Annotated in this window: 8 protein-coding genes; 4 read left to right on the top strand and 4 right to left on the bottom strand. The window is 39.8% G+C overall.

Features of this window, described 5'->3' with window-relative positions; translation table 11 throughout:
- Positions 1 to 192: 192 nt before the first annotated feature.
- The 4 genes from HMJ38_RS24845 to hutH form a co-directional block, all read right to left on the bottom strand.
- Entirely contained in the window at positions 193 to 549 is a 357-nt protein-coding gene (locus HMJ38_RS24845; RefSeq protein ID WP_194977155.1) for a HepT-like ribonuclease domain-containing protein, read from the bottom strand.
- On the bottom strand, positions 542 to 847 hold the full coding sequence (locus tag HMJ38_RS24840; RefSeq protein WP_228780265.1) for a nucleotidyltransferase family protein: 306 nt from the start codon (positions 845 to 847) through the stop codon (positions 542 to 544). Before HMJ38_RS24840 ends, HMJ38_RS24845 begins: the two co-directional genes overlap by 8 nt.
- A gap of 136 nt (positions 848 to 983) precedes the next feature.
- The gene (hutI, locus tag HMJ38_RS24835) at positions 984 to 2,228 is read right to left on the bottom strand and encodes an imidazolonepropionase (RefSeq protein ID WP_194977154.1); all 1,245 of its coding nucleotides are present in this window, start codon (positions 2,226 to 2,228) and stop codon (positions 984 to 986) included.
- Positions 2,229 to 2,365: 137 nt separating this feature from the next.
- Entirely contained in the window at positions 2,366 to 3,937 is a 1,572-nt protein-coding gene (hutH, locus tag HMJ38_RS24830; RefSeq protein WP_194977153.1) for a histidine ammonia-lyase, read from the bottom strand.
- A 253-nt stretch (positions 3,938 to 4,190) separates the two neighbouring features.
- Here hutH and HMJ38_RS24825 point away from each other — a divergent pair, with 253 nt between their 5' ends.
- The 4 genes from HMJ38_RS24825 (at position 4,191) to HMJ38_RS24810 (ending at position 7,016) form a co-directional block, all read left to right on the top strand.
- Positions 4,191 to 4,757, top strand: a complete 567-nt coding sequence (locus HMJ38_RS24825) for an ORF6N domain-containing protein (protein ID WP_194977152.1) — start codon at positions 4,191 to 4,193, stop codon at positions 4,755 to 4,757.
- 194 nt (positions 4,758 to 4,951) lie between these two features.
- Entirely contained in the window at positions 4,952 to 5,827 is an 876-nt protein-coding gene (locus tag HMJ38_RS24820; RefSeq protein ID WP_194977151.1) for a LysR family transcriptional regulator, read from the top strand.
- Positions 5,828 to 6,423: 596 nt separating this feature from the next.
- Complete coding sequence (locus HMJ38_RS24815) at positions 6,424 to 6,630, top strand: type II toxin-antitoxin system VapB family antitoxin (protein WP_194977150.1); 207 nt, start codon at positions 6,424 to 6,426, stop codon at positions 6,628 to 6,630.
- Positions 6,627 to 7,016, top strand: coding sequence for a PIN domain-containing protein (locus HMJ38_RS24810; protein WP_194977149.1), 390 nt, complete (start codon positions 6,627 to 6,629; stop codon positions 7,014 to 7,016). The genes HMJ38_RS24815 and HMJ38_RS24810 overlap by 4 nt, the downstream gene beginning before the upstream one ends.
- Positions 7,017 to 7,117 lie beyond the last annotated feature (101 nt).

Genomic DNA, 7,117 nt, shown 5'->3' with positions numbered 1-7,117 from the left:
CTATTGCAAAATAATATTTGGATCAATACTTGACTTTAAACACAATTCATTTCGAACGTAGAGAGAAATCTTTTTTCTTGGTTAGTTCTCCAGATTTATTCAGCTACGGCCAAGTTAAGCTTCGCTAAATTCACTTCGTGAAATAAGCTTGAAATACATCAAATCTGATAAGTTATCTTTTCGAAATACAATTTATTTATCATGATTTGTAATAATTACTGATACTTGTTTCATGAGGATAGGGAGATGGTAGGTTACTACAGACCAAATCATTTCATCCGAAATACCGTCATATGCATGAATTATCACATTTCTTAAACCAATAATTGACCGGGATTCAGGAATGATATTGTAAAAAGTCTCGTCTTTCTTGACTATTCTATTGATCGCTTCTCCGATTATTTCTAAGTTTCTCTCAATAGCCTTTTTCAGGAGCATATTTTTACTGTAATCAATCGCAGACTCAATTTTATGTTGATTAAGAAAATCCTCAATTTCGAGCCCTGCAAAATGAATATCGAATAGCCATTTTAATATTTTTTCATCCATAAAGAAGTTCTTTGGACTTATCGATGGATTGAATTAAAATTGGATTTTTCAAGGTTTGCTTTTCGATAAGATCCACTTTTTTTCCTGTAACCTTTTCTAAAGCCATTTTGAACTCTAAATAATTAAGAAAATAATTGTTGAGGTCAAAAATTTTAAACCTCACTAAAAAATCAATATCTGACTCATCCGTCATTTGACCTGTTGCAGCAGAACCAAATACATACAATTCTTCTACTTCATGTTTTTCACACAACGCACGAATTGCCGACTTTGGTAATCTCAGATTTTTCATAGCCATAATTTAAGAATTTATTTGAAGCCTATTTCCTTCTATTTCAATTTATTTCGATTTAGACCTATTTCCTTCTATTTCTACCATATTTCAGCGAACCTGTCTACTGGCCAGGTAGAGACTTATTTCAACCATATTTCAATTAAACCTCAATCCCTTTCTTAAAAACTTTAAAAGGTTTCAACCTCCCCTGCTGATAAGTAATCTCCCGATAGTCGGATGTAGGAAAAAGGATGATATCGGCGAGCATGCCAGGGTTTAATTGTCCACGGTCTTGAAGTCCTAGGGCAGCGGCTGCCCGGCAAGTGATAGCTGCCAGTACTTCAGCGTTGCTGAGTTTTTCGAAAGTTCCCAGAACAGATGCCTGCATCAGGAGATCTCCCATAGGAGCGGAACCTGGATTCCAATCGGAGGCGATGGCTAGTGAGGCACCTGCATCCAGCAGTTTTCTGGCAGGAGTATATGCTACTCCCAAACCCATGGATGCGCCTGGCAAAGCAACAGCAATGGTGTCCGATGCGACGAGTATTGCTATTTCCTTTTCTCCACTGGCTTCCAAATGGTCTGCTGAAATGGCTCCAAAATCCACGGCTACCTTCGAGCCACCTGCATAAAACTGATCTGCATGTACGGTAATGTCAAAACCCATTTCTTTTGCTTTTTGGAAATAGGATTGAATGTCTTCAGACATAAAAGCTGTGTCTTCTATAAAGGCATCGATCCGATTGGCTAAACCCTCTTCTTTGAGGATTGGGAATAATTCTTCTGCAATGGCTTTCAGGTAATCCCGGTTGGTTCCTTCAAAATCCTTAGGGGGAATATGGGCCGCCAGGCAAGTGGGTATCAAATCGGCATGGATACCTTCATTTGCTGATTTGATAGCCTTGAGCATTTTGAGTTCTTCTTCCACGGACAAACCATAACCGCTTTTTACTTCTATGGTCGTGATGCCATCTTTTAGGTGTCTATTGGCACGTTGGATTGTCAGTTGGGCAAGTTTTTCCAAACTGGCCTTTCTGGTTTTTGTTACCGTATCCCAGATGCCGCCACCGGACTTTGCGATTTCAAGATAGGTTTTACCTGCATTGCGCATGGCGTAGTCTTTTGCCCTGCTTCCACCAAAACAGATATGGGTATGACAATCAATAAAACCCGGCAATGCCACAAAGTCGCCTTTGAGATTTACGATTTCCGCACCGATGGATTGTGCTTCAGGATACATATCCCAATAACTTCCTATCTGAAGGATTCGGTCATTTTTGATCAAGATTCCTGCCTCAGAAATTATTTCCATTTGCTCGTCTTTCAAGGCTCCTTTTAATGGAAGGTTGGCCATAGTGACAGCTTGGCGGATGGGGCCGATAAAGGTGTGTTTGATGGTTGGCATGGTTGTGTTTGTTTCGTGGTTTTGGTTGGTTCAATTCGCCGCGGCGAATGGACCGGTATATTTCCAGTCTCCAGACTGGATAGTATGCAGTCTGAAGACTGCAGCTAAGATAGTCCAAGTCTGAAGACTTGAACTAACTAGTACCTATCAAACTCCCCTGACCAAGAAGTCTCAAGCTCCAACCCTTCTTTTTCGGCAACTTCTTTGGCTAAGGTAAGCAATTCCCCACTTCGGATCATCTCAATGGCGGTTTCCATATCTTCATACATGATCTGATCTTCGGTGATATGTTTGATTTTGGTGCGTACGTAATCGTATAGTGCTGTCATGATTTTTCCTGACTTTAATGGTGCATGGAAATCCACCGCTTGGGCAGCACAGAAGAGTTCAACTCCGAGTATTTTCTCTACATTTTCAATAACCTGCAAGGCTTTTCTTGCCCCGATCGAACCCATACTCACATGGTCTTCCTGACCCAAAGATGTCGGGATGCTGTCTGCGGAAGAAGGAAAACAAAGTCCTTTGTTCTCACTCGCCAAAGCTGCAGTGGTGTATTGTGGGATCATAAATCCTGAGTTCAAACCAGTTTCTTTTAGGAGTAATTTAGGAACTCCGGGCGTATCTCCTTCCAGGGAAAGGTAAATCCTCCGATCGGAGATATTGCCGATTTCCGAAGCCGCAAGACAGGCATAATCCAAAGGCATGGCAATGGGTTGACCATGAAAATTGCCGCCGCTGATGGTATGGTTTTCATCAAAGACTACCGGGTTGTCGGTGACGGAATTGATTTCTATCTCCAGGATTTGCTTGAGATGCCGCCAGGCATTTCTGGAGGCTCCATGTACCTGTGGCATACAGCGCAAGGAATATGGATCTTGAACCCTGGCACAGGTGGCATGGGAATGAACGATTTCAGAGTCATGGAGGAGATTCAGAATAGTCTGGGCTACGTGTTGGTTACCTGCATAGGGTCTCAATTCATGTAATTCTGCAGAAAAGGGCTTGATTGAACCCAATAATCCTTCCAACATCATGGCTCCGGTGATATCCGCATGGGCTAGGATATTGTAAAATCTATCAAGGACTTTCACTCCGAAAGCAGCCATGAACTGAGTGCCATTGATCAATGCCAAACCCTCTTTGGGACCTAGGTGAATAGCTTCCAACTGATGTTGCTGCAATGCTTCAGCCGCAGAAAGGGTTTTTCCTTGGTAATTTACTTTTCCTAAACCGATCAATGGTATAAACAAATGGGAGAGGGGGGCGAGATCACCTGAGGCACCTACAGAACCCTGCTTGGGTACCACCGGAATTAAATCTTGCTCAATATGCCAAATCATTCTGTCCAGTGTATCTTCTTGAATTCCCGAAAAACCTTTTGCTAGGGCATGAATTTTTAGGATCAGCATCAGTTTGGAAATCTCTGTGGGTATAGGTTCTCCTACACCAACTGCATGGCTTTTGAGCAGGTTTTCCTGGAGTTTACGGGTCTGATCCGGAGAAATCAATGTTGTGCACAATGGCCCAAAGCCTGTATTGATGCCATAAACAGGCTTACCATTGGCTACGATTTGTTTAACTGCCGCAGCACTTGTTCGTACTTTTTCTCTTGTTTCCTTGGTAAGAATCCCTTCGATTTCACCCCTTGCGATTCCAAGAGCAATGGAAGCAGTGAGTTGTTCTTGGCCGTATTGGAAGGTTTTCATCATAAAGAAGGTTTTGTTTCCCGCTAAACTGGTCCCGATTCATTCGGGAGACGCTAAGATTTCTTGGAATATATAGGACAAAAATAGCTAATGTGATTGATAAGTATAAATACCAATTTTATCATTTATTAATAACTTTAAGTTATAATATTTAAACGGATATTTTACTGCAATAATTTGAATGGGGGACTCTTGGTGTTTAAATTGTAATTCAATTTTGATAAGTAAAAAGGTTGGTTTTTTAAAAAGGGATAATATGCAAAATTCATCAGATTTAATCATTCAAGAGCGGATTACCAGATCGATTTATTTGATCAGAAATCAAAAAGTAATGATGGATAGCGATTTAGCTGAAATGTACGAAGTGGAAACTAAAGTGCTTAATCAGGCGGTTAAAAGGAATATGGATAGATTTCCGGAGGACTTTATGTTTCAGCTTTCCAATGAAGAATGGGAGGATTTACAAGTAACGATCGAAGAACAACATGACGATCATTCTTTAAGGTCACAATTTGTGACCTTAAAGAATGATCGTGGAAGGCATAGAAAATATCTTCCTTATGTATTCACCGAGCAAGGAGTAGCGATGCTATCCTCTGTACTGAACAGCCAAACTGCCATTCAGGTTAATATCTCGATAATGAGAGTATTCGTAAAAATGCGAGAATGGGCGGCTAATTATCAAGGTTTGATTAAAAAAATTGATGAGCTCAGTCAAAACCAAAGTGAACATAATGAGCATATCAGAAATATTTACCAGATTATCGAAGAGTTGGTAAGACCTTCCTTAACAGAAAGGAAAGCAATTGGATTTAAAAAGTAAGTTTTGTGTTTTGATGGTTCTGTTTGAATCATTATAATATTAAAACTTATTTTCTTTGCGCCTCCCGAATGAATCTTGACAAGTTTTGCGGGAAGCATTATGACGATTAAACCAAAAAATCTTTACTTAAAGCAGGGTTGCAAAGGAATCTACCTTATTTTCTTTGCGTCTCTGCGCCTTTGCGGGAACCCATTATGACAATTGAATTAAGACACCTAGAATATTTCCGTGCCGTTGCCGAAGAACTGAATTTTGGTAGGGCAGCGGAGCGCTTGTTTATTTCCCAACCCGGTCTCAGCCGTCAGATCAAGCAGATGGAAGAGATCCTGGAGGTACGGTTGTTTGAAAGAACCAAAAGAAAAGTGGAATTAACGGCTGCAGGGCATTATCTCAAATCTGAAGCAGATTACATCTTCAACCACCTTGAACTCACCAAAACCCAACTCAAGGAAATTGCCACGGGAAACATCGGGGAGTTAAGAATAGGTTTCCTGGGTTCTGCTGCCCATACTGTCCTGCCCGAACTGCTGGTGAAGATCTCCCAACAATTCCCCGGCATCCAAACGACAATGGAGGAACTCAGCAATTCCTTGCAGGTAGAAATGCTGGAAAAGGACAAATTGGACTTGGGTTTTGTGCGATTGGCACGGGTTCCGGAAGTCCTTCAGATGAAAATGGTGCATCAGGATAACTTTTCTGTGGTATTGCCATTGGACCACCATTTGGCAGAAAAAGGATTTAAACATGTAGGGCAATTGAAGGAAGAAAATTTTATCCTTTTTTCCCATGACTATTCTTCCATCTATTATGATAAAATCATGTCCATCTGTGAGGATAAGGGATTCACTCCGAAAATAACCCACAAATCTGTCCATGCCCTGACCATTTTCAAATTGGTAGAAGCAGGTTTGGGTGTGGCCATTGTGCCGACATCACTTCGCCAAGGTTACGATTTGAGTGTGAAGTTTATTGAGCTGGACAAAATCAAGCAAAAAACGGAGCTTTATGCGGTATGGAAGAAGGGGAATAGGAATCCTGCTGTATCTAAAGTTTTGGGGTTGTTGAAATGATATTTACTTCGTGGGGTATATTGATATATTTAAGCATGGAAACTAAAATCAGAAAAATCGGTAACAGCAGTGGGATTATTTTGCCTAAAGCATTGATTGATAAATATGATCTTGCCTAGGTAATTACTGAAGATCATGGGGATGGAATTATGATCAGGCCTGCAAAGAAATCCATGTTTCACGACAAGATGGCAGAAGCCAAAAAAAAACAAAAAGACAATTTATTCTGAGATGAAAAAACAGGCTGGCCAACCTGAAATCAAGAACTTTTATGAACAGGAAGGTGGAGTTTGGGGAGACATAGACACTGAAATCATTGATTGATGAAAAACGGAGAAGCCTTGACTGAGGCAGAAATGGTAGATGTGAAAGTTTGTTTGGCAAAGGTTTTGGAGTTGATTTAGTCCTATGTTAAAGATGAATTGAAATTATTTCCCGCTAAGGCACAAAGGCGCAAAGAAAGAAAACTTTTTTCTTTTTGCAATGGTGATAACCTTTAAATATTAGAGTTAACATTGCGCTAACTTATTGTAATTTTTTTTTAAACATTTATTTTTATACGATATCATATCGTATATTCATAAAAAAATGATATCATGAAAGTTACAGCAATCATACCTGATGATTTGATAGCCGAAGCGATGGAACTTTCCAAAGCAGAAACAATCACCGAAACCTTAAAAATTGCTTTACACACTTACATCCGATCCCAAAAAATAAAAGCATTGGGAGTCATGATATTGAGTGAACCTTTGGAATTTAAATATACCTCTCAAGAATTACGTGAGTTGAATAGAAAATGAAAGGAGTTGTTTTTGATACCTCAATCTGGATTGAATATTTGAGAGGGAACTCGGAGTACTTTTCTATTTGTCAGGAACTATTGGAAAACGGAAGAGTTTGGAGTTTAGAGCTGATTTTTGCTGAGTTATTTCAGGGAGCGAAAGGAAAAAGGGAAATAAGTTTGATCATGGATTTTGTGTCGCATGTTCCATTGATCGATGAGCCACTTTTGATAATTGAGGCAGGAATGCTTTCCAATGAACTTAATTTGATCAATGAAGGGGTAGGTCTCATTGATGCAGTAATTATCCACTCTGTTCGGAAAAATGAGCTTCAGCTTTGGACTCTGGATAAAAAGATAAGAAGGGTAGTTGGATATGATTTTTTGTTTAAAATAGATAATTAGTGAGAGAATAATTGGATTATAAAACCCATCTATCTATAGTTCGATACCGATAGCTCCTAAAATCCGTAAGTGACCTAATGACATTCAATTCTGTAAACCAA

The organism is Aquiflexum lacus (genome assembly GCF_015476655.1).
GTDB classification, from domain to species: domain Bacteria; phylum Bacteroidota; class Bacteroidia; order Cytophagales; family Cyclobacteriaceae; genus Aquiflexum; species Aquiflexum lacus.
This window is presented reverse-complemented; position numbering and strand designations above follow the sequence as displayed.